This window comes from Tessaracoccus antarcticus, assembly GCF_003688855.1.
Taxonomy (GTDB): domain Bacteria; phylum Actinomycetota; class Actinomycetes; order Propionibacteriales; family Propionibacteriaceae; genus Arachnia; species Arachnia antarctica.
In genome coordinates this window covers 732216-753442 of the sequence record NZ_REFW01000002.1, presented here as the reverse complement: position 1 = coordinate 753442, position 21227 = coordinate 732216, and the positions used below count along the sequence as shown (strand labels likewise).

General features: G+C 65.4%; 19 protein-coding genes. 11 read left to right on the top strand and 8 right to left on the bottom strand.

What is annotated here, in order from left to right; translation table 11 throughout:
* Positions 1–128: 128 nt before the first annotated feature.
* From EAX62_RS10770 to EAX62_RS10750, 5 genes are all read left to right on the top strand, one after another.
* Positions 129–527, top strand: coding sequence for a hypothetical protein (locus EAX62_RS10770; RefSeq protein WP_121901642.1), 399 nt, complete (start codon positions 129–131; stop codon positions 525–527).
* 1 nt (position 528) lies between these two features.
* A complete protein-coding gene (locus EAX62_RS10765; RefSeq protein ID WP_121901641.1) occupies positions 529–1875 on the top strand; it encodes a glycosyltransferase family 2 protein in 1347 nt (448 codons plus the stop codon).
* A gap of 32 nt (positions 1876–1907) precedes the next feature.
* Positions 1908–2543, top strand: a complete 636-nt coding sequence (locus EAX62_RS10760) for a LamG domain-containing protein (RefSeq protein WP_121901815.1) — start codon at positions 1908–1910, stop codon at positions 2541–2543.
* Positions 2544–2681: 138 nt separating this feature from the next.
* The gene (locus EAX62_RS10755) at positions 2682–3878 is read left to right on the top strand and encodes a DUF2334 domain-containing protein (RefSeq protein WP_158600641.1); all 1197 of its coding nucleotides are present in this window, start codon (positions 2682–2684) and stop codon (positions 3876–3878) included.
* Complete coding sequence (locus EAX62_RS10750; protein ID WP_233557913.1) at positions 3805–4464, top strand: DUF2334 domain-containing protein; 660 nt, start codon at positions 3805–3807, stop codon at positions 4462–4464. Before EAX62_RS10755 ends, EAX62_RS10750 begins: the two co-directional genes overlap by 74 nt.
* A gap of 6 nt (positions 4465–4470) precedes the next feature.
* On the opposite strand, the gene EAX62_RS10745 is transcribed toward EAX62_RS10750, so the two are convergent.
* Entirely contained in the window at positions 4471–5322 is an 852-nt protein-coding gene (locus EAX62_RS10745; protein WP_121901638.1) for a sulfurtransferase, read from the bottom strand.
* Between the two features lie 9 nt (positions 5323–5331).
* Complete coding sequence (gene nhaA, locus EAX62_RS10740) at positions 5332–6621, bottom strand: Na+/H+ antiporter NhaA (protein WP_121901637.1); 1290 nt, start codon at positions 6619–6621, stop codon at positions 5332–5334.
* 190 nt (positions 6622–6811) lie between these two features.
* On the opposite strand from nhaA, the gene EAX62_RS10735 reads away from it, so the two are divergent.
* Positions 6812–8098 (top strand): O-acetylhomoserine aminocarboxypropyltransferase/cysteine synthase family protein, encoded by a 1287-nt coding sequence (locus tag EAX62_RS10735; RefSeq protein ID WP_121901636.1) that lies wholly within the window; start codon positions 6812–6814, stop codon positions 8096–8098.
* Positions 8099–8152: 54 nt separating this feature from the next.
* On the opposite strand, the gene EAX62_RS10730 is transcribed toward EAX62_RS10735, so the two are convergent.
* The 5 genes from EAX62_RS10730 to EAX62_RS10710 all read right to left on the bottom strand — a co-directional run bounded on the left by EAX62_RS10730 (position 8153) and on the right by EAX62_RS10710 (position 14523).
* Positions 8153–8992: an ATP-binding cassette domain-containing protein gene (locus tag EAX62_RS10730; protein ID WP_233557895.1), complete on the bottom strand. Its 840-nt coding sequence runs from the start codon at positions 8990–8992 to the stop codon at positions 8153–8155.
* Entirely contained in the window at positions 8989–10782 is a 1794-nt protein-coding gene (locus tag EAX62_RS10725; protein WP_121901634.1) for a dipeptide/oligopeptide/nickel ABC transporter permease/ATP-binding protein, read from the bottom strand. Before EAX62_RS10725 ends, EAX62_RS10730 begins: the two co-directional genes overlap by 4 nt.
* Positions 10782–11720, bottom strand: coding sequence for an ABC transporter permease (locus EAX62_RS10720; RefSeq protein WP_121901633.1), 939 nt, complete (start codon positions 11718–11720; stop codon positions 10782–10784). The genes EAX62_RS10725 and EAX62_RS10720 overlap by 1 nt, the downstream gene beginning before the upstream one ends.
* 75 nt (positions 11721–11795) lie before the next feature.
* Positions 11796–13325, bottom strand: coding sequence for an ABC transporter substrate-binding protein (locus tag EAX62_RS10715; protein WP_158600640.1), 1530 nt, complete (start codon positions 13323–13325; stop codon positions 11796–11798).
* Positions 13326–13530: 205 nt separating this feature from the next.
* Complete coding sequence (locus EAX62_RS10710; RefSeq protein WP_233557894.1) at positions 13531–14523, bottom strand: LacI family DNA-binding transcriptional regulator; 993 nt, start codon at positions 14521–14523, stop codon at positions 13531–13533.
* 139 nt (positions 14524–14662) lie between these two features.
* Between EAX62_RS10710 and EAX62_RS10705 the strand changes: the two genes are divergently transcribed.
* The 5 genes from EAX62_RS10705 to metW all read left to right on the top strand — a co-directional run bounded on the left by EAX62_RS10705 (position 14663) and on the right by metW (position 20272).
* Positions 14663–15919: a sugar ABC transporter substrate-binding protein gene (locus tag EAX62_RS10705; RefSeq protein WP_121901631.1), complete on the top strand. Its 1257-nt coding sequence runs from the start codon at positions 14663–14665 to the stop codon at positions 15917–15919.
* Positions 15920–15996: 77 nt separating this feature from the next.
* Complete coding sequence (locus EAX62_RS10700) at positions 15997–17580, top strand: ABC transporter permease subunit (RefSeq protein ID WP_233557893.1); 1584 nt, start codon at positions 15997–15999, stop codon at positions 17578–17580.
* Entirely contained in the window at positions 17580–18458 is an 879-nt protein-coding gene (locus EAX62_RS10695; protein ID WP_121901630.1) for a sugar ABC transporter permease, read from the top strand. Before EAX62_RS10700 ends, EAX62_RS10695 begins: the two co-directional genes overlap by 1 nt.
* Before the next feature lie 51 nt (positions 18459–18509).
* Positions 18510–19670: a homoserine O-acetyltransferase MetX gene (gene metX / locus EAX62_RS10690; RefSeq protein ID WP_121901812.1), complete on the top strand. Its 1161-nt coding sequence runs from the start codon at positions 18510–18512 to the stop codon at positions 19668–19670.
* A complete protein-coding gene (gene metW / locus EAX62_RS10685) occupies positions 19670–20272 on the top strand; it encodes a methionine biosynthesis protein MetW (RefSeq protein WP_121901629.1) in 603 nt (200 codons plus the stop codon). The genes metX and metW overlap by 1 nt, the downstream gene beginning before the upstream one ends.
* A 7-nt stretch (positions 20273–20279) precedes the next feature.
* Here the strand turns inward: metW and EAX62_RS10680 are convergent, their stop codons facing one another.
* A complete protein-coding gene (locus EAX62_RS10680; RefSeq protein WP_233557891.1) occupies positions 20280–21185 on the bottom strand; it encodes a 5'-3' exonuclease in 906 nt (301 codons plus the stop codon).
* Positions 21186–21227: the final 42 nt, after the last annotated feature.

Genomic DNA, 21227 nt, shown 5'->3' with positions numbered 1-21227 from the left:
ACACGATTCAATCGTGCACAACTAATCGTTCCGGTGGCGTCGTCCACCCTCTGACTACGGTGGATCAGCCTGAACCGCGACACGCCCGGCGATGATTGAATTGTCAACAACACCCCAGGGTCGCTACTGTGACAACTGAGGGAGACACCAAGTCCCCCACAGTTGATTCCCATCCTCTCGCAGTCCTGCTGGTTCACACCACCGCAGTCGACTCGATGGTGATGGTCGACATCACAACACTTCCGGGGGGAAGCATGCAGTTCTCAGTTGCGTTCCAGCACGGGGTCATTCCCCTGTTGGTATCTGTTCCGATCCTCATGGAGCAGACCCAGGATGTGCTCTCCTCAGCGGGCCGGATCGTCCTCACCATCGCAGCCACCCTGTTCCTTGCCTATCTTGTGCTCATGACGAGTGCTCTGCTGGTCTTCTCTGTGAGGGGTTGGGCCCACACCGCGCTGGAACGACACAAGAACCTCGCCATTGTTCCTCGACATGAGGCCTTCCCGGCCATGGTGGAGCAGTCCTGACATGGTTGTAGTCTCCGGCCACTGGGTCGACCTGGTCCTCGTCCTTTCCGTGGCCCTCATCGGACTGGGTGTGTGTTACGGGCTCACGATGATGATCCTGTCCCGGCGTGAACCCTCCCGCCTGCGGAGTGGTCCGCTGGCCATGAGCACACCCAAGTCCGTGATCTTCGTGCTGCCATGCCTCAATGAGGACCGGGTGCTGGGCACCAGCCTCGAGCGATTGCTGGAGCTGCACCATCCCCGCATGAAGATCCTCGTCGTCGATGACGGATCATCCGACACCACCGCCCGGATCGTTGCCCAGAACACGGACCCCCGGGTTCATCTGCTGCAACGCGTACTTCCCAACGCCCAGAAGGGCAAGGGAGAAGCTCTGAATGCGGCGTTCGCCCACATCGTGAGCGGCGCCGTCATCCCGTTCGACAACCCCGACGATGTCCTGGTGTGCGTCGTGGATGCGGACGGTCGTCTTGAGCCCCACGCGCTGGTGGACGTTGTGCCCCGGTTCGACGACCCCATGATGGGTGCCATTCAGATCGGCGTGCGCATCAACAACCGGGAGAAGAACCTCCTGGCCAGGATGCAGGACTTCGAATTCGTTCTCTACACAGAGATCTTCCAGCGCGGCCGTCGCCATCTGGGCAGCGTGGGCCTGGGCGGCAACGGACAGTTCGTCCGGCTCTCGGCACTCATGAGTCTCGGGGACACGCCGTGGTCCAGGAGCCTCACCGAGGACCTGGATCTGGGTCTGCGCCTTCTCATGGCGGGCTGGAAGACCGATTTTTGCGCCACCGCCGCCGTCCACCAGCAGGGGTTGGTCAGCGTCGGACGGTGGGTCAAGCAGCGGACTCGCTGGTTCCAGGGGCATCTGCAGTCGTGGACGCTGATCCCGTTCGTGCTCAAGCACACGAAGGGGACTGCCCGCGTTGACCTCATGTACCACCTCACGAGCCCCTTCCTCCTGCTCGTGACCTCGCTCCTCTCGGTGGCATTCGTGCTGTGGGGGCTCGACCTGGTCATCAGTCTCCTGCTCGGATCCGTCACCTTTTCCTGGTGGTGGGTGTCGTCCTACCTGGTTGCCTTCGGCCCGGCTCTCATCTTTGGATCGATCTATGCGGGCATGGAGAAGGAGAGCGGCTGGTCGCGGGTTCGGTCGGTTGCCCTGCCCGACCTGTACGTCGCGTACGCCTTCCTGTGGTTCCTTGCCGGGTGGCGGGCAGTGTGGCGGGTGCTCACACGACAGGGCGGTTGGTCCAAGACCGACCGCACGGTGGAGGACTCCGCGGCTCGCCTGGACTCCGCCCACGGATCGCTGGTGCTCTCGGGCGCAGACGTCCGGACTCTGTGAAGGCCACGGTGCACCATCACAAGGGAGTCGTCATGTCCGTCAGTGCTGCAGTGCTGGTGGTTGCCCTGACTGCCGGCGGGCTGTTCCTGACGCGCGACGCCGCACGGGCGTGGGAGGACGGGGAGGAGCGAGGCCAGTTTCGTTCCGTCTACCACGGCTACGGGACGGTTACGGGAGACGATGCCGAGATCATTCTCCATCCGAAATCCGCCGAGGACCTGAGCGTGACCCATGGGGGGCTGGTGGTCACGCGCGAGACTTTCGATGAGGCCACTTTTGGCGTGGTGGTGACCACGGAGCAGCAGGTGAGGAAGGATCCCCCCAACCCGTGGGAGGTGGGGTGGGTGTTGTGGAATCACACGGACGACGACCACTTCTATGCGGTGGCCCTGAAACCCAACGGGTGGGAGATCTCGAAGCAGGACCCCGCCTATCCGGGCAAACAGCGATACCTCGCAACAGGTGATGAACCCACCTTCCCCATCGGAGAGAGTCGCCGGGTGGAAGTGACGCAGGACAATGGTGAGATGACGGTCAGTGTCGACGGGAAGGTCCTGGCCTCCGTCATCGACAGGGAGACCCCCTACCGCAGCGGTTCCATCGGTTTCTACACCGAGGACGCCCTCGTGCGTTTCAACGACCTTCACATCGCGCCCGGCAACAACTAGCTCCACCCCAGATCGCGGTGGTCACAGCGCACCCGACCATGCCCCTCGATCAACGGGGTGCATCGTTGTGTCTCGACCACGGCAAAACCCATGACATCAAGAGCGTCCCCCTGCTCTGGACGCAAAGAGAGCCCCACCATGCCTGAAACCAATGTCCCCGGAGGGCATCGAGCCATCCCCGTCGCCGACCTGACGCCTGGACGCGGCCAGCGCGCCACGTGGATCGTGGCCGTGACCGTGTCCCTCAGTATTGCTGTCTTCGTCGTCTTCGGCGTTGGCAGTTCGACAGCCAATTTCGGGGAGGATTCCCCGCTCGCGCACAAGTACACGGAGGTTCTGCCGGGACCTCCCGGGACGGCACCACAAGCCATTTTCAAGGATGCGTGGGGCACGGACAGTGGCATCCGGACTCTCGTGCTCTACGACACAGAGGGCTCCGCGTCCGCCATGGCGGACGCCGAGACCCATGCCATCGTCACCGCCAACCTGGCCACGCACTTCGGCCACGTGCAGACCGCCCCCATGAAGGACTACGCCTCCGGTGACATGGCCGGCTACGACGGTGTGGTCTACATGGGTTCCACGTCGGCCGGTTCACTGTCGATGGCATTCCAGAAGGACATGCTGAAGGACAGGACCCCTGTCCTGTGGGCTGGTGGAAACATTGCGGTAGCGGCCGTCGCGGACCGCCGAGTCAATGCGGAGTTCATCGAGACCTACGGGTGGGACCCCGCGACGTCGAAGGACAGTGGAGAAGAGCACATTGATGGTGTGACCTATCAGGGGCACTCCCTGACCCGAAACGGTTCCGCCGCGGGACCGGTCCTCGTGCCCCGGATCACGGACAAGGGCATGGTTGACATCCTCGCCAGAACCACGGGAAGCCGGACCCACCCTTGGGCGATCCGGTCCGCGAACCTCACCTACATCGGTGAGAATCCACTGACGTACGTCGACGAGACCGACCGCTATCTGGCCTTCGCTGATCTTTTCTACGACCTGTTGGCGCCGGATACTGCACCGGTGAGGCAGGCGGCGCTGAGGTTGGAGGATGTGGATGCTGCGGCCAGCCCGGAGGACCTCTACGCCATCACAGACTTCCTGCACGAGCGGGGCGTCCCTTTCCAGGTGGCGGTGATCCCCATACGTCTCAGCAGAACCCCGGGCGGTGACCCTGACTCCTGGGTGGGCCTCAGCCTCGGCGACCGGCCGGACGTCGTCAAGGCGTTGCGCTACATGCAACAGCACGGGGGGGACGCTCATCCAGCACGGGACCACACATCAGTACGGAACGCTCGACAACCCGTACAGCGGCAGTTCCGGAGCCGATTTTGAGTTCTACCGGGCGGAGTGCAGCGCCACCCCCGGCCCCACCCCTGTGATCGAGCCGTGCATCAACGATTCCTACATCGTCGACACCGGCCCCGTCGGCTCCGACTCGGTGGACGGTTGGGTGCAGCGGCTCACGGAGGGCCAGCAGGTTTTCGCTGATCTGGGTCTGGGCGACGTCACCGTGTTCGAGACGCCCCACTACCTGGCTTCCTCGAATGCCTACACCGCCATTTCGAAGGTGTTCGAGTACCGCTACGAGCGCTCGAACTACTTCCCCGGGCAACTCTCCGGGGACCAGGCGCCCTACCAGAGGGCAATGGATCAATTCTTCCCCTATACGGTGCGAGACATTTACGGCACCAAGGTGCTGCCCGAGAACCTGGGCAACATCACGGAGGAAGAACAGAACAACCACGCGGTGCGCGATACGGCTTTCATCGTGGGAGGTGCCAGGGCCAATCTCGCCGTGAGGCAATCCACCGCCAGCTTCTTCTACCATCCCTTCCTCGGGGTGGAACAGCTCCGGGAGACGGTGGAGGGGATCCAGGCACTGGGCTACACATTCGTGCCCGCGATGGAGCTCACGTAGATCGGGTCAGCCGGTGGCGACAGGCCGGTCGGGGTCGGTGATCCAGTCGCTCCAGGACCCGGCGTAGAGGCCCAGGTCGTCCGTCAGACCCGCCACCGAAGCGCCCAGCGCCATGTGGCATGCCTGAACGCCCGAGCCGCAGTACGCGGCCGCCGGTGCCTCCCCGTCGACGCCGATGGCCGCGAAACGGGTGCGCAGCTCAGCGGCGGACAGGAACGTGCCGTCCGAACCCACCAGTTCCAGCGCGGGCAACGACCGTGCCCCGGGGATGTGCCCGGCCACGGGATCCACGGTCTCGTCCTCACCGCGGAACCGATTCGCGGGTCGGGCGTCGATGAGTGTCCCGGTCACGGCAATCCGGGACGCACCGTCGGCATCGAGTTCGGCCAGCCGTGGGGGTCCGGCCACGAATTCGCCGAGCTCGACACCCTCGTTCGGGCCGGTCTCGACGGGGAGGCCGGCGGCGCGCCAGGCGCCCCACCCGCCGTCGAGGACCGTGACATCGTCATGCCCGAAGTGGCGCAGCAGCCACCAGGCCCGTGACGCGGAGATGGACCTCCAGTCGTCATAGACCACCACGGGGCGGTCCTGTGCCACACCCGCGGCTCGCATGCCGGACTCGAAGCGCTCCGGGGCAGGAAGGGGATGGCGTCCCCCGACCCCGCCGGTCGAGGGGTCCGCGAGCACCGTGTCCATGTCGACGAAATGGGCGCCGGGTATGTGGCCCTGCTGAAACGCCTCGCGGCCGTCTCCGGAACCGGGGCCAGACCATCGGATGTCCAACACCACAGGGGCGGTGGAGGAGTCAGCGAGCAGGCGGCTCAGCTCCGCAGGGGTGATGAGGGGGTGACTGTCCATGGCCGCAACCTACTGCAGCGGCGCATCATCGCTGCGGGTGTACGTCCAGTCCGGATGGGTGCTGTCATACGGGGCGGTGTCCACGTCGGGGACACCGTCGAGGTTCATGTCGTCCCCACGCGGGTGACGGGAGTCCCAGACGAGGGCCAACGCGGCGAGCACGGTCGCCAGCGCGGTGCCGATCAGCACCCCCAGCTTTGCGGCGGCGGTGTGCTCCGAGTCCGGGAAACTGAGCTCCGCGATCAGGAGGGAGACCGTGAAGCCGATGCCCGTGAGGAGTCCGATGGGCAGCAGGTCCCGGACGCCGAGGCCGTCCGCCAGGCGTAGCCGTGTGAACGTGGTCACCAGTTTGGTGGTGCCCAGGACGCCGATGAGCTTGCCGGCGACGAGGGCCACGGCGATGGCCACAAGAACCGGCTGGGCCAGGACGTTGCCCGTCCCCTCCCCGGAGAAGGCCACCCCGGCGGAGAAGAACGCAAAGATCGGCAGTGCGATCCCGGCGGAGAGCGGTCGCAGGCGGTGCTCAATCATGTGGGTGCGCGTGTCGTCCTCACCGTGGACCTGGCGAGCCGGCACGGCAAAGCCCAGCAGAACGCCGGCGATGGTGGCGTGGACGCCCGACTCGTGCATGAGTACCCAGGCGAGCAGGGCCAGCGGCACCATGGCCCACCAGCGCATGCGCCGGGTCTTGGCCAACCACGAGAACGCCGCCACGGTGACGAGGCTGCCGAGCAGGAACCACAGGTTCAATCCGGAGCTGTAGAAGATGGCGATGACGATGATGGCCAACAAGTCGTCCACCACGGCCAGTGTGAGCAGGAACGTGCGCAATGAACCGGGCAACTTGCTCCCGAAGATTGCCAGCACAGCCAGAGCGAAGGCGATGTCTGTGGCGGTCGGAATGGCCCAACCGCTCGTCGCACCCGGATCACCGAGCACCTTCACCATGACCACGTACACCAGCGCCGGAACCGCCATCCCGCCAATGGCGGCCGCCACGGGGACGGCTGCGCGGCTGGGGGAGCGGAGGCTGCCAGCGATGAGCTCGTGCTTGAGCTCGAGGCCAACGATGAAGAAGAACAGCGCCAGGAGACCGTCGGCCGCCCAGGTGGAGAGAGTCAGGTCCAGGTGAAGGGATGACGGCCCCAGACGGAACTCCGAGAGGTTGGTGTACCACCCGGCTGCCGGTGAGTTCGCCAGCACGAGTGCAAGGATCGCGGCGCTGATCATCAACGCCCCACCCACTTTGTCGCGTGCGACGAATTGGGCGATGCGTTGGGGCAAGGATGCAGAGTTCATGGGTTTCCCAAGGGTAGGTGGACACCGTCGTCGACCAGACTTCCCGACACACCAACCGTCACATTACAGGCAGTCGGCGGAGTTCGCATCGTCCCACCAGTCGGACGAGTGTGGCAGGTGGGAATAGCGACGCCACCCTTGGGGTTGTCCACGGCAGTCCGTGAATTCTTGAGGTCCATGAGGAGAACCAATGACGTATCGCCCCGAAACGCTGGCAGTGCACGCCGGTCAGGAACAGTCCGACCCGACGACGAACGCGCGCGCAGTCCCGATCTACCAGACGGTGTCGTTCACGTTTGATGACGCGGAGCACGCCGCTGACCTTTTCGCGCTGCGCAAGCCCGGCAACATCTACACCCGCATCATGAACCCCACGCAGAACGTGTTCGAGGAGCGGATGAACGCACTGGAGGGCGGCGTGGGAGCCCTGGCCTCCGCATCCGGGGCCTCGGCCGTCACCTACGCCGTGCTCAACCTGACCTACTCTGGCGACAACATCGTGGCGCTGTCCACGTTGTACGGCGGCACCTACGCCCTGTTCGCGCACACGCTGCCGCAGTTCGGCATCGAGGTGCGTTTCGTGGACCCGGCCAAGCCGGAGGACCTGGCGAAATTCGTCGACGACAAGACCAAGCTGGTCTTCGGGGAGACCATCGGCAACCCGTCACTCAACGTCATCGACCTGGATGCGTGGAGCACCGCGGCCCATGACCACGGCCTGCCGTTCATCCTTGACAACACTGTGGCCACGCCGCTGCTGACCCGCGCCTTCGACCACGGCGTCGACATCGTGGTCCACTCCGCCACCAAGTACATCGGCGGGCACGGCACCACGCTGGGAGGCGTGATCGTCGACTCCGGCAAGTTCGACTGGGCCGCCAATGCCGATCGCTTCCCCGGTCTGACCCAGCCCGACGACGCCTATCACGGCGTGGTGTGGACCGATGCGGCCGGACCCGCCGCCTACATCATCCGGGCCCGCACGGTGCTGCTGCGCAACACCGGCGCCACCATTGCCCCCATGAACGCATGGCTCCTGCTGCAGGGGCTGGAGACCCTTCACCTGCGCATGGAGCGGCACTGCTCCAACGCGCTGACCATCGCCAAGTACCTCGAGAACCACGACGCCGTCGCGTGGGTCAACTACCCGGGACTGGAGTCCAGTCCCTCACACGAGATTGCGCTGCGGGTCCTGGCCGAGGGCCAGTTCGGTGGGCTCGTGTCGTTCGGTCTCAAGGCGGGACGGGAGGCCGGCACCACATTTGTGAGCGCGTTGACACTGTTCAGCCACCTCGCCAACATCGGCGACGCGAAGTCCCTCGTGATCCACAGTGCATCCACCACGCACTCGCAGCTCTCCGACGAGGAGTTGCAGGCGGCCGGAGTCCCCGCCGAGATGGTGCGCCTCTCCGTGGGCATCGAGCACGTCGATGACCTGATCGCCGACATCGACCAGGGGCTCGCCCAGCTCTCCTAGTCGGATCACCCGACGCCCGGACCCCATGGGGGTCCGGGCGTTTTGGGTCCCCGATCAGGCGAGATTCGCGTAGTCGTGTCGGCGCTGGGCCTGCCGGGCAGGGTCGGGGATGGGGGAGGCCAGGAGCAGTCGCTGCGTGTAGGGGTGCTCCGGGGTGGACGTGACCTTGTCCCCGTCACCCGATTCCAGGATCTGCCCGTCCAGCATGACTGCCACGCGGTGGCTGATGTAGCGCACCACCGACAAGTCGTGGGAGATGAACAGGTACGCGACGCCCGTGGTGACCTGGATGTCGATGAGCAGGTCGAGGATGCGGGCCTGTGTGGACAGGTCGAGCGCGCTCACCGGTTCGTCACACACGATGAGCCGGGGGCGCAGCGCAAGCGCCCGGGCGATGGCGATGCGTTGTCGCTGTCCACCGGAGAACTCCCGGGGGTAGCGCCTTCCCGCATCCGGTTCGAGGCCAATCTGGTCCAACAGTTCAGCGATCCGGGCCGCCGCCTCCTGGCGTGTGGCCCCGTGCGCAGTGATGGGTTCCGCCAGGATGGAGGCCACGGTCATGGCTGGGTTCAGGGACGAGTACGGGTCCTGGAACACCACCTGGATGTCGCGGCTCAGGGCCCGCCGCGTCCGGCGCGTGGCCCGGGTGATGTCGTCGCCGTCGAAGGACACGGAGCCGCTGCTGACGTCGGCGAGCCCCAGAACCGCACGACCCAGCGTCGTCTTGCCGGATCCCGACTCGCCCACGAGCCCCAGCGTTTCCCCGGCCCGAATGTCCAGTGACACGTCGTGCAGCGCGTGGAAAGTGGGACGGCGCCACCCAGCGCCGCGGTAGACCACGTTGACGTCGCTCACCTGGAGCAGGGGTGCGGCGCCGATCGTGGAGCCGGTCACCGTGTCACCCCCATCTCGTCGTCGCGTTGCTGCCTCGGGAGTGCGTCCTCCAGGGTTGAGGCGAGCAGCATGCGCGTGTATTCGTGCTCCGGGTTGCTGAACAGTTCCCGCACTGGTTTCTCCTCGACGATCCGGCCCTTGCGCATCACGGCCACACGGTCGCAGATGTCGGCCACCACGCCGAGGTTGTGCGTCACCAGAATCATCCCCATGTTCCGCTCCTGCTGCAGGTCGCGCAGCAGCGCCAACACCTCCACCTGGACGGTGACATCCACGGCGGTGGTGGGCTCATCGGCGATGAGGAGTTCCGGGTCGCACGACACGGCCCCGGCGATCAGCACCCGCTGCGCCATTCCGCCGCTCAGTTGGTGCGGGTAGGACGCGAACGTGCGCGCCGGGTCGGGGATGCCCACCCGCTCGAGGAGTCGCAGGGCACGTTCCTTCGCCTCGCTCCGGGAGATGTGAAGTTTGTGACGCATGGGGGTGGTCAGTTGGTATCCGACGGTGAACGAGGGGTCCAGGTTGGACATCGGTTCCTGCGGGACGTAGGCCATCTTCTGGCCGCGGAGCCGCTCCATGACCTTCTCGGAGAGCACCTCAAGGGACTGCCCGTCCAGTCTGAGCCTCCGGGCGGAGACAGATGCCTCGGGCGGCAGCAGGCCGAGGATGGCGAAGGACGTCTGGGACTTGCCGGACCCTGACTCTCCCACCAGTCCCAGAACCTCGCCACGCCTGACGTGCAGCGACACGTCCTCCACCACTACGACGCCCTTGCCGTCCTCACCGGGGTAGCTGACCGCCAGGTTCTCCACCACGAGCAGGGGCCCTTCGGGCTCATCCGGGCTGGACCCCGTAGCCGCATCGTCGTGGGGTGCACCATCCGTGGGGCGCGAGGGAGCCGGTGTCCAGTTGCCCTTCTTGGTCCTGCGGGTGGCTCCCAGGGAGTCGGCGAGGGCGGCGCCGAACAGGACGAGGGCCATGACGGTCAGGCCGATGGCCACGCCGGGGGCGATCACGAGGTTGGGGGCTCGCTGGAAGTTCTGGAAGGCGAGACTCAGCTCTCCACCCCAGCTTGGTCGCAGAGGGTCCCCAAGGCCGAGGAACTCCAGTCCCGACTGGGCGATGATGGCCATGCCGAACATGAACGAGGAGCGCACCAGCACGGGACCGAGGATCACCGAGAAGATGTGCCGGAAGATGATGCGGAAATCGCTCAGCCCTGAGACCTTGGCCGCGTCGATGAACAACTCCTGCCGGACGCCGATCACGGCGCTGCGGGTGAGGCGGAACAGGTCCGGCGATGCCAGCACACCGAGTGTGATCATGGTGGGGACCAGCCCGCTGCCCAGGGACGCGATCACCACGATGATGATGAGGATCTGCGGGAGAGACATCAACATGTTGGACACCCAACTGGCCACGGCGTCGAACCAGCGGGAGTAGTAGCCGGCCAGCAGGCCGCCCGGCACACCGCAGATGATGGCAGCGCTCACCATGATGGTGCCCGCTGCCAGGCTGACGCGGCCACCCCAGAGCAGACGGCTCAGGATGTCGCGGCCGTTGCCGTCGGTCCCGAGCGGATGGTTCAGGCTGGGAGGAGCCAGTGACTCAGCCAGCACCACGAGCCCCGGGTCGTGGGGGGCGATCCACGGGGCGAGGATGCTGGCGACGACGATGAGCAGCAGCACCAGACCCGCGATCACACCCATGGGGTTGCGCAGGAAGGCTCGCAGGCGGCGCCCGGAGGCGGGGGGCGGGGCGATGGTGTGCGTTGCAGTGGTGGCGGTCATCAGCTTCGCACCTTCGGGTTGAGGGCTGCGTAGAGGATGTCCACCAGCAGGTTGACCACCACGACGATGAGGACGGTGAACAGCAGGAGGCCCATGAGGACCTGGATGTCGCTGTCGGCGGAGGCGTTGATGGCCACGGCGCCCAGCCCCTGCAGGCCGAACACTCGCTCCACGATGGCGGCGCCACTCATGGCCGCGATGAACTGCAGCGACAGCATGGTCAGCGCGGGTGGCGATGCGTTGCGCAGCACGTGGGTCAGCAGGATGGTCCGGGCCGGCAGCCCGCGGCTGCGCAGCGTGCGCACGTAGTCCTGGCTGTACACGGAGATGACGGAGTTGCGGAGTTGCTGTGCGATGGCGGCGATGGACCCGATCGCCAGGGCCGTCACGGGCAGGACGATGGAGGACAGCCATCGTGCGGGGGAGTCGCCGAACTGGACATACCCCGTGGCGGGGAACCAGCGGAGACGCACGGCGAAGAAGAGCGCCAGCAGGATCGCAACCCAGAAGTTGGGGAGGCTGAATCCGAGCACCATGACCACCTGCAGGATCCTGTCGAAAGTCCCCGGCCTGATGGCAGCCAGCAGGCCCAGAGCGATACCGAAGGTGGCGGCGACGAGCACGGCGCCCAGCGCCAGTGACACCGTCACCGGGAGCCTCGTGATGAGGAGGTCAAGGACTTGCGCGTTCCCCGAGGTGGACTGCCCCAGGTCACCGCGCAGTGCGTGGCCCAGCCACTCCAGGTACTGCTGCGTCACGGGCCGGTCAAGGCCCAGCTGCTGACGCTTGGTTTCGACCTGCGCCTCGCTTGCATAGAGCCCCAGGGCTCCCCGGGCCGGATCCATGCCGGTTTTGAGGAGGAAGAAGTACATCCCGGTAACGACGGTGAACGCCAGCAGAGCGCCCATGGCAAGCCGTCGTGCGATGAATCCCAGCATGGTCCGTGTCCTTCGTGGGGCGGGGCGTGGAACTGTCCCGACTCCCGGTGGTGGCCCACCGGAAGCCGGGATGGACTACTTGGCGGGCGTGAAGAACCGCAGGCTGGGAACCAGCTGCGCCTGCTGCATCGTCACCTTGATGTCCGGGCTGGAGAGGTAGATGTTGTCCTGCAGCACGATGGGCGCGAACCAGGCATCCTCCACCAGGTGGGTGTTCAGTTCCTGGTACAGGGCTGTCTGATCGTCGCCCTGGGTGAGGGGGATCTCCTTCATGAGGCGTGTCACCGTGTCGTCGGTGTAGCCGAAGTAGTTCCACAGCGCCGTCGTGGTGAGCTTGTTCAGCACATCAGTCCATGCGGGGATGTTGGTGGAGAAGGACAGCATGAACGACGGCTGGCTCTTCAACGTCTCGAGTCCGCCCGAGGCGAACCCGTTGACGGGAACGAGGTCCATGGTGATACCGACGTCGGAGAGGTACTGCTGCACGATCGGGACCAGCGGGGTCATGAACCCTTCGCTGTAGGAGGTGGTGAGCGTGAACCCGTCCGGGTAGCCCGCATCCGCCAAAAGTTGCTTGGCCTTCTCCGGGTCATACGGGTAGCGCTTGTTCAGCTCCTCCACCCATGCCTGGCTGGCCGGGTTGAACGTCTGCGTGGTGACCTGCCCACGACCGCTGTAGTGGGTCTTGAGGATGGCCTCGCGGTCGAGCGCGTAGTTGATGGCCTGGCGCACACGGACGTCGCCGAGCGCCTTCAGTGCCTCGCCGCCGCGGTCCTGGAGGATGATCCCCTGCCATTCTCCGGGAACGCTCTGCACGGTGAGACCGTCCGTCTCGGCCTGCGGCACCATGTCCGACGTGCCGTACATGAACTGGATCTGGCCTGTGGACAATGCGTTGTAGCGGGCGGTGAAGTCCTCGTAGGGGCGGATCACGACGCTGTCGAAGGGAAATGCCTCGCGATTCCAGTAGTCCTCGCGCGACGTGAACGTGTACTCGACACCCGAATCCGAGCTGTCGAGGATGTAGGGGCCGGAACCGACGGGTGCTGTCTCGATGTCGCCCTGGCTGAGTGTCTTGGGGCTGACCATGAACCCGAGGTATGTCGCGAGCCCGGACAACAGACCGGGGCTCGGCTCGCTGAGCATGAGCTTCACCGTGGTCGGGTCCTCGACGGCGACGTCCGTGATGACCTTTGCGGCCTCGGAGGCGCTGCCGGCACCCTTCTTGCGTGCCTCGAGGTTGACCTTGACGGCAGCACCGTCGAACTTCTCGCCATCGCTGAACGTGACATCGTCACGGAGCTTCAGGGTGAGTTCGGTGAGGTCGTCGTTGTACGAGTATTCCGTGGCGAGGTTCCCCTCGATGCTGGAGTCCGCGGTCTTCCTCAGCAGTGGATCGTAGATGGCCTCCGCATAGTGGATGACGGCGCCCTCTTTCATCTCACCGGGATCCCAGCTGAGCACGTCCCCGTTGTTGCCCAGAACAAGTTGCTGCGTGGCGGCGTTCTCGTCGCCGCTGGTGGTCTTGGTGTCGTCGGTGCCACAAGCGGTGGCGGTGAGGATCGTGGCGGCCAGAGCCGCGGCGAGGATGCGTCTGATGTGCACAGTGTTTCCCTTCAAAATCCATGAACCCGCCGTGAACGTCCGCGGGATGAGCCCCGCTGGAGTGGCGATCATACGATGATGGCCGCTCCACGCGGTGGAATGTGGCACTACTGCAGGGCTGGGGTGAGTTCTTCACCAGATCGTTATACTTCGACGCTCGAAATACCTGTGAGTGGTGGCTGTGACCCGTGAAGAGTGGCCGGGATCAGCTCGCCGGACCCGTGGAGCTGCGGATGACGAGATCCGGATGGAACAACATCTCCGTATGGTCGAGGGCCGTGCCGTGCATGGCTCCCAGCAGTGCGGAGACGGCTGCCTCGCACATCGCGCGAACGGGCTGGCGGACAGTGGTGAGGGCGGGATCCGTGAAGGCCATGAGAGGGCTGTCGTCGAAACCCACGACGGAGACGTCGCGGGGGACGCCAAGTCCACGTGCCCGGGCCTCACGGATGGCACCCAGCGCCATGATGTCGGAGCCGCACACCAGGGCCGTGTGCCCGGAATCCAGAAGCCGCGACGCCGCAAGCTGACCGCCCTCGGCGGTGTAGATGGTGGATGCGACGTCCTCGGGAGTGAAACCCAGGGACCGGAACGCGGCGATCTTGCGCTGCGTCGGCAGGTATTTCGGTTGCCCCACGGCCAGTCCGATGCGGGTGTGGCCCAGGGACCGCAGGTGTGCCACGGACGAGGTCACGGCCTCGGCGTCGGAGCAGGAGAAGAACGCCCCCTGGAGGTTGTCTGCATAGCCGTTGATGAACACCGACGGAACCCCTGCCGAGATCAGTCGCTGGTACGGCTCATTGGAGGCGAGGGTGTCCGCAGGTGTACCCGAGACCGACACCATGCCGGCAATGCTCAGTTCGGCGAGCGTCTCGAGATGCTGCACCTCGCTGGTGCCCGCAGCACCAGAGGCGAGCACCACGTTCGGGTGACCCGCGGAGAACAACAGCGTGTCGATCTCTTCGGCGAAGGCGGGAAAGGCGGGGTTCGAGAGCTCAGGCACCAGGATGGCCACCACACCAGCCCTGGTCGGGGGCTGTCTGTCGCGGGCGTAGCCCAACTCTTCCATGGCGGTCAGCACAGCGTCACGGGTGGCCTGGCGCACTCCCGGTTTGCCGCCCAGGACGCGCGAGACCGTGGCGGTGGACACTCCTGCACGCACCGCCAGATCGGACATCTTGGTGGCGGCAATGGACACTGCGACTCCTCGGGACGGCTCTGGAAAGGTCACAGTAACGCAACAACTCGCCGCAAGTTGCTGCAACCGACATTTTGAGGTGTTACGGTTCTGCCACTGGTCCGGCAAGGATGCCGGACACATCGAAAGGATCACGACTATGCGCAAGCATTTCCTCGCCATGGCAGCAGCCGGGTTGGCGTTGACCATGACGGCATGCGGCGGGGGAGCGGGCCCTGCCGACACCACCGCCCCGTCAGCCTCGACGGACACCACCGCCACTGCGGAAACCTCCGCACCCATGGAGGACGCCGGCACACTCACGCTCTGGGCCGACGAGAACCGCGTCGACTCCTTCAAGGCGCTGGGGGAGAAGTTCAAGACGTCCACGGGCGTCACCCTGGATGTCGTGGAGAAGCCGACCGCTGACGTCAAGACCGACTTCATCGCCCAGGCACCCACGGGAGAGGGGCCCGACCTCATCGTCGGCGCCCACGACTGGGTGGGTGACCTCGTGAAGAACGGCGTCATCGCCCCCGTCGAACTCGGCGACAAGGTGAGCGGCTTCTCGGAAACCTCCATTCAGGGTTTCACCATGGATGGCTCCCTGTACGGCGTGCCCTACGCCATCGAGAACATCGCTCTCGTCCGCAACAACAAGCTGGCAGCCGAGACGCCCGCCACGTTCGACGAACTCGTCGCGCAGGGCAAGTCCTCCGGTGCTGAGTTCCCGATCCTCATCCAGCAGGGGGCGGAAGGCGACGCCTATCACCTGTACCCGCTGCAGAGCTCCTTCGGCGCACCAGTGTTCACCACCGGCGACAACGGCGAGTACACCGGCGAGCTGGGGATGGGTGGCGAGAACGGTGCCAAGTTCGCGGCGTACCTGAAGAAGCTCGCCGACGACAAGGTGCTGAGCGCTGCCATTGGTGGCGACCAGGCCAAGCAGGCCTTCCTGGACGGCAAGAGCCCCTACATGATCACCGGTCCCTGGAACATCGCGGACTTCGAGAAGGCCGGGATCGACTTCTCGGTGCTGCCCGTGCCCTCGGCCGGTGGCCAGCCCTCGCAGCCGTTCCTGGGCATCCAGGGCGTCTACCTGTCCTCCAAGTCGGAGAACGCCCTGCTCGCCAACCAGTTCCTCGACTACATGACCACGCCTGAGGCGCAGACCACCATGTACGAGCTCGCTGGCCGTACCCCCGCCCTCACTGAGTCGGCAGACGCCGTGGATGACAAGGTCCTCGCCGGTTTCGGTGAGGCGGGCAAGGATGGGCAGCCCATGCCGTCCATCCCTGAGATGGGTGCCGTGTGGACCTTCTGGGGTGCAGCACAGATCAGCATCATCGACGGCACCGCCAAGGATCCGGCGGCCGCCTGGAAGACGATGATCACCAACATCGAAGGCGCTTTCTGACCTTCGGACACCGGCTGCGCGCGGGGCCTCCGGACCCCGTGCGCAGCCCCTCTCAACGTTGAGACAGGACCGCGACTGTGACCATCACCGAAGAACCACCGCGCACCAAGCCCCAGCAGCTTTCCCACGCGCGCGACATCAGCAGACCCGGCTTCTACGTGAAGCTGGTCCTGATGGCTCTCGTCAATGCCTTCGGCATCTACGGGATCTTGGCGTCCTGGGCCAGCAAGGATTTCTACATTCTTGCCTTCCTGGCAGTCACGCTTGCGATCGCCGACTACGTCTACTTCTCCAAACGGGCCATCCCCGCCAAGTACCTCATGCCGGGACTGGTGTTCCTGGCCGTGTACCAGATCTACGTGATGGGCAACACGGCCTACGTGGCGTTCACCAACTACGGCGACGGTCACAACGACGCCAAACAGCCGGCGATCACGCAGATCCTCAAGACCTCGGACAGGCGCGTGGAGGGGACGAACACGTTTCCCGTCTCCATCCTGGAAAAGGGCGATGTCCTGTCCTTCGCCATCGTCCAGGACGGCACCGCCCGTGTAGGGGACCAGGAGAATCCCCTCAAGAACGCTCCCGACGCCGTCATCGACGGCGAGCGTGTCACGGAGGTCCCCGGCTACGACCTGCTGAAGTTGGCGGACATCCAGTCCCGCCAGAAGGACGTCCTGGCTCTGCGCGTCAGCCTGAGCGACAACCCCGACGACGGATGGCTGCGCACCGACAACGGCACTTTGTCCTACGTCGCGAAGTCGGCGCTTGTCTACAACGAGGCAGCCGACACGTTCACCTCACCCGAGGGCAAGGTCTACACGGCCGACGCCAAGCAGGGGCTGTTCGTGGCAGCGGACGGCACGAGCCTCACGCCCGGGTGGCGGGTACTGGTGGGCGTCGACAACTTCACACGCATGTTCACCGACTCCCGCCTGTCGGGTCCCTTCTTCAAGATCCTGGTGTGGACGTTCGTCTTCGCCATTGCGTCCGTCCTCACCACCTTCGCCCTCGGGCTGGGTCTGGCCACGATCTTCAACGACGCCCGCGTGAAGGGGCGTGTGGTGTACCGGGCCCTGTTCATCCTCCCGTACGCCTTCCCCGGCTTCCTGGCCGCCCTCGTCTGGAAGGGGATGCTGAACCAGCAGTTCGGCATCATCAACCAGAGCCTCCTCGGGGGGGCCTCCATCAACTGGCTCGGCGACGGCACCCTCGCAAAACTGTCCATCCTGGGGGTCAACCTGTGGCTGGGCTTCCCCTACATGTTCCTGGTCTGCACGGGCGCTCTGCAGTCCATCCCGGGTGAGCTCAACGAGGCCGCCATCATGGACGGCGCCGGGCCGTTCAAGCGGTTCCGCAGCGTGACGCTGCCGCTGCTGCTCGTGTCGGTGGCGCCCCTGCTGATCGCCAGCTTCGCGTTCAACTTCAACAACTTCTCCCTCATCTACATGCTCACCGGCGGGGGTCCGAACTTCCCGGGTTCGCCCGTCCTCGTGGGCGAGACGGACATCCTCATCTCCATGGTCTATTCCGTGGCCTTCGAGTCCGGGGTGAAGCAGTACGGGCTCGCGTCCGCCATGTCCATCATCATCTTCGTGGTGGTTGGCTTCATCTCGTGGCTCGGTTTCCGCCAGACACGCAAGCTCGAGGAGGTCATGTGATGGCACGGCCAGTCAAGACGGAAACGAGATTGAAGGGCGCGCGGTGGTGGAAGGAGGTGGGCTGGAAGCACATCGTCGGCATCATCGTGATCGCCTTCTGCGCCTTCCCCCTCCTGTACGTGCTGTCCGCGTCGCTGAGCCCCGGCGGCACCCTGACGGGGTCGGCCAAATTATTCAGCGAGGTCTCGACCAAGAACTACGTCGATCTGATGGGAACCAATTTCCCGACGTGGATGCTGCACTCTCTGGTGGTGAGCACCGCGACTGCCCTCGGGACCGTCCTGATGGCGTCCTGCGCCGCCTACGCCTTCAGCCGTTTCCGTTTCGCGGGGCGCCAGGGCGGACTCTCGGCGCTGCTCATCATCCAGATGTTCCCGCAGATGCTGGCCTTCGTGGCAATTTTCCTGCTGCTGCTCACCCTGCGCGACATCTTCCCCTTCCTGGGCCTGGGAGAACTCATGGGGCTCATCGCCGTCTACCTCGGCGGAGCGCTGGGCGCCAACACCTTCCTGATCTACGGCTTCTTCAACACCATCCCGAGAGAACTCGACGAAGCCGCCAAGATCGATGGCGCCACGCACGCCCAGATCTTCTGGGGGGTCATCATGCGGCTCGTCACGCCGATCCTTGCCGTGGTGGGATTGTTGTCCTTCGTCGGCAGTTACGGCGAGTTCATCCTGGCGAAGATCGTGCTCGCACGGCCCGAGAACTACACGCTGGCCGTCGGGCTCTACGTGTGGGCCTCCGACGAACGCAATGCCCCGTGGTCGCTGTTCGCCGCCGGCGCAGTGCTGGCCGCCATCCCCATCATCATCTTGTTCATGTACCTGCAGAAGTACATCGTCGGCGGCCTGACGGCAGGTGGCGTGAAGGGCTGACGCCGCTCCCGGCCGGCTGTGGTGACCACCACTGAGCATCTTCTTGACGACATGCACCACAATGGGCCCGTGGGAGAGCGCGAGGACCAGCAGGACGTGACAGTCAGCGAGACTGTGCGGCTTTTCGACGCCAACGCTCCGTTGGTTCTCCGGAGCGGGGCCACCCTCGCGGAGGTGGACGTCGCCCATGAGACGTGGGGCACCCTGAACGCCGAGCGCAGCAACGCCGTCTTCATCTGCCACGCACTCACCGGCGATGCCCACGCCGCCGGTTGGCGCCAGGGCGACAAGCGCCCCGGCTGGTGGGACACGATGATCGGCCCTGGCAAGCCTGTGGACACCAACATCTGGTTCGTCGTGTGCGCCAACATACTCGGCGGCTGTCAGGGCACGACGGGACCATCGTCCACGAACCCCGCAACAGGGGATCCCTACGGCCTCGACTTCCCGCTCCTGGACATGTCGGACTTCGTGACGGTTCACCGGGCTCTGGGTCGGCACCTCGGCGTCGAGCGCTGGGCACTGCTGATGGGCGGCTCCCTGGGCGGCATGCAGGTGCTGCAGTGGGCACTGGAGTACCCCGAGGACACCGACAATGCCATTGTGCTGGCGGCCTCCTCACGGTTGACGGCGCAGAACATCGCGTTCTCCGCTGTCGGTCGCCAGGCCATCATGAAGGATTCCGGTTTCCGGGGCGGTCGCTTCCTCTCGGAGGGCACGGCACCCAAGAAGGGTCTTGCTGTGGCCCGCATGATGGCCCACATCACGTACCTGTCGGAGGAAGCGTTCTCCGAGAAGTTCGGGCGTGCCGCCCAGTCCGGTGAGCTGACCCCCAACTTTGGCGTCGACTTCGCTGTGGAGAGCTACCTCGACCATCAGGGCGAGGCGTTCCAGTCACGGTTCGACGCCCTCAGCTACCTGTACCTGACCCGCGTCATGGACTACTACGACCCGTTCGCCGCGCCGGGCGCCCTGGACGCGCTGGCCGCCGACGCCGTGAAGTTCCTCGTCATGAGCTTCGACAGTGACTGGCGTTTCTCCACGGAGCACTCACGGCGCATCGTGCGGCATCTGGAGGGTGCGCACGTGCCCACGTCGTTCCGGGAGATATCGTCCCCGTGGGGTCACGACTCGTTCCTGCTCGCCATCGCGGACTACCACGAAACCATCGCGGCGTTCCTGGAACGTGCGGCGACCGAGAGGGGATTGTGATGGGTGACACGTTGCGTCCTGACCTCGAGCTCATCGCACAGTTGATACCGCAGAACTCACGCGTGCTGGACCTGGGCTGTGGCGACGGGGAGTTGCTGCAGTTGCTCATGGGCAAGGGCTGCACGGGTACCGGCGTGGAGATCGAGCCAGCAGCACTGGTCCAGGCCCTCCGCTCGGGTGTCAATGTCATCGACCTGGACCTCAACACGCAACTGGGGGAGTTCGCTGACGACTCCTACGACGTCGTCGTGCTGTCCCGCACCCTGCAGAACGTCCACAAGCCGCGCGACGTGCTGGAGCAGATCAGCCGCATCGCCGTGCACTGCGTGGTGTCCATGCCCAACTTCGCCCACTGGAGCGGTCGGGCGCGTCTGCTGACGGGCCGGATGCCCATGTCGAAGGACCTTCCGTACCCCTGGTACGACACCCCGAACCTGCACTACACGTCGCTGAAGGATCTGGAGCCCCTGTTCAGGAGCCTGGATCTGCAGATCGACCGCTGCATCCCGCTGAACGCCCGTGGCGAGGCGCACGTTCTGGGGAATGCGGCCGCCAACATGTTCGCCAGTTCAGCCGTGTACCTGCTGCACGCACAGCGCTGAGCCGCCCTCAGGAGCAGGCGGCCACAAGCCTGTTGATGGGCCCGGCGAGTCCGAGTCTCTCCGACAGCGCCGCAACACGGCGGGCGTCCGGGACCAGGGGGAGGTGTGGGGGGGCGGCCAGGGGCAGGTCCCGCACCACGGACACGACAACCTCCGCCTTCAGGATGTACTCGGCCGATTCGGCGATGCTGCGACGTATCGCCGGTGGAATGGACCCTGAACCGTCCAGTGCGGAGCGCACCAGATCCTCCAACGACCCGAAGGCGTCGGTGAGGCGGGCCGCGGATTTCTCCCCGACGCCCTTCACGCCCGGCAACCCGTCCGAGGGGTCGCCACGCAGCACGGAGAAGTCCACGTAGCGCTCCGGCAGCACTCCGTACTTGTCCTGCAGCCAGGCCGAGTCCACGACGGCGTGCTTGGCCACGCCCTGACCGACCCAGATCACGCGGGTGTCGTCGTCGACGAGTTGGAAGAGGTCGCGGTCACCCGTGACCACCCAACACCGTCCCTCGTGTTGTGTGGCCAGCGTCCCCGCAACGTCGTCGGCCTCGTGCTCAGCCGCACCCACAATGGGCATTCCCACTGCCTCCAGCACCTCGCGGATGAGGGGGACCTGTACACCGAGCTCGTCGGGGGTCTCCTCCTGGTCCACACCGAGCGGGATCTCCTCCTCCACACGGTGAGCCTTGTACGAGGGGACCAGATCGGTACGCCAGGCCGGGCGCCAGTCGTCGTCCCAGGCGCAGGCAACACGATCGGGGGAGTACTGCTCGACGAGCCGCGTGATGGAGTCCAGGAGCCCGCGGATGGCGTTGACCGGTGTGCCGTCGGGAGCCCGCAGACTCGAGGGGACACCGAAGAACGCGCGGTAGTAAAGGTAGGAGGTGTCAAAAACCATCAGGGAATCGCCCATGGCCCCATGGTGGCACGCCGGGCGCCCGCGCTGCGGCGGGTA

Coding starts and splice junctions, on each gene's coding strand:
- EAX62_RS10765 (WP_121901641.1), top strand. CDS start 529: ATGGTTGTAGTCTCCGGCCACTGGGTCGACCTGGTCCTCGTCCTTTCC.
- EAX62_RS10760 (WP_121901815.1), top strand. CDS start 1,908: ATGTCCGTCAGTGCTGCAGTGCTGGTGGTTGCCCTGACTGCCGGCGGG.
- EAX62_RS10755 (WP_158600641.1), top strand. CDS start 2,682: ATGCCTGAAACCAATGTCCCCGGAGGGCATCGAGCCATCCCCGTCGCC.
- EAX62_RS10745 (WP_121901638.1), bottom strand. CDS start 5,322: ATGGACAGTCACCCCCTCATCACCCCTGCGGAGCTGAGCCGCCTGCTC.
- nhaA (WP_121901637.1), bottom strand. CDS start 6,621: ATGAACTCTGCATCCTTGCCCCAACGCATCGCCCAATTCGTCGCACGC.
- EAX62_RS10735 (WP_121901636.1), top strand. CDS start 6,812: ATGACGTATCGCCCCGAAACGCTGGCAGTGCACGCCGGTCAGGAACAG.
- EAX62_RS10725 (WP_121901634.1), bottom strand. CDS start 10,782: ATGACCGCCACCACTGCAACGCACACCATCGCCCCGCCCCCCGCCTCC.
- EAX62_RS10720 (WP_121901633.1), bottom strand. CDS start 11,720: ATGCTGGGATTCATCGCACGACGGCTTGCCATGGGCGCTCTGCTGGCG.
- EAX62_RS10705 (WP_121901631.1), top strand. CDS start 14,663: ATGCGCAAGCATTTCCTCGCCATGGCAGCAGCCGGGTTGGCGTTGACC.
- EAX62_RS10695 (WP_121901630.1), top strand. CDS start 17,580: ATGGCACGGCCAGTCAAGACGGAAACGAGATTGAAGGGCGCGCGGTGG.
- metX (WP_121901812.1), top strand. CDS start 18,510: ATGCACCACAATGGGCCCGTGGGAGAGCGCGAGGACCAGCAGGACGTG.
- metW (WP_121901629.1), top strand. CDS start 19,670: ATGGGTGACACGTTGCGTCCTGACCTCGAGCTCATCGCACAGTTGATA.
- EAX62_RS10680 (WP_233557891.1), bottom strand. CDS start 21,185: ATGGGCGATTCCCTGATGGTTTTTGACACCTCCTACCTTTACTACCGC.